Source organism: Dethiosulfatibacter sp. (assembly GCF_983023055.1).
The window spans coordinates 2,167-2,925 of record NZ_CEZJXU010000341.1 but is presented as its reverse complement, the minus strand read 5'-3'; the positions used below and the strand labels follow the sequence as shown (position 1 = coordinate 2,925).

At 36.4% G+C, this 759-nt stretch carries 1 protein-coding gene; it reads right to left on the bottom strand.

Annotation, left to right across the window (positions count from 1 at the left end):
* On the bottom strand, nt 1-725 hold a 725-nt coding region (locus tag AC3AX0_RS10685; RefSeq protein ID WP_487550274.1), incomplete at its 3' end, for an ABC transporter transmembrane domain-containing protein.
* Nucleotides 726-759 lie beyond the last annotated feature (34 nt).

The following is a 759-nucleotide window of genomic DNA, read 5'->3' as shown; positions in this document are numbered from 1 at the left end:
ATTCTATTCAGAGAAACGTCTGTCTGCTGAAAATGAGCCATAAATTCACCCCAGAAAGTTGTATTGTCAGAAACAAAACCTAAACAGTAGATAAAGAGAGAAAAATCTCCCAAGCTAAAACTCTCTGCTGAAAGCATTTGGGCAATTATCAATAACATAAAACCAGTCCCTAGTGTCACAGTATTGGTAAAAATTCCGTTTAGAAGCTGATTAAAAAGATTATCCTTAAGCATGAACTTACGTCGCTCATTATTAAATTCTTCCAGATGTTTAAGACAATTTTCCTCTGCTCCAGCAACTTTGATGGATTGTACCGAATTAAATAACTCACCAATAGTTCCTGTAACTTTCTGAGTAGCTTCACGGCTTGATTTTCGATACTTTTGCACATGTTTACTGGCTTTACTAGCAATAATCACGATGCATACCAAAGGTGTAAAAACAAAAAATGTTATCTGTGAGTTTATTTGAAAAAGAATAAACAAGGCTACAGCAGTAAACGCCGTTGAACCAAGTACGTCTAACCACCAACTAACAGAATCCTCAATTTGCTCTACATCATCTCTAAAATAATTGAGCATCTCATTATCAGAACAGTTTAAAGCATCTCCGCCAGGTTTACGGTAAATCTCCTTAAACATATTATAACGCAACAGTGACCCCATTATGAATCTGTGGGTAATATCTAGTATCGCACCTCCATAGATAAGTGCTATTCGACACAAAGCTAGGCCTAGAACTAAAGCCAATATTCCAGGA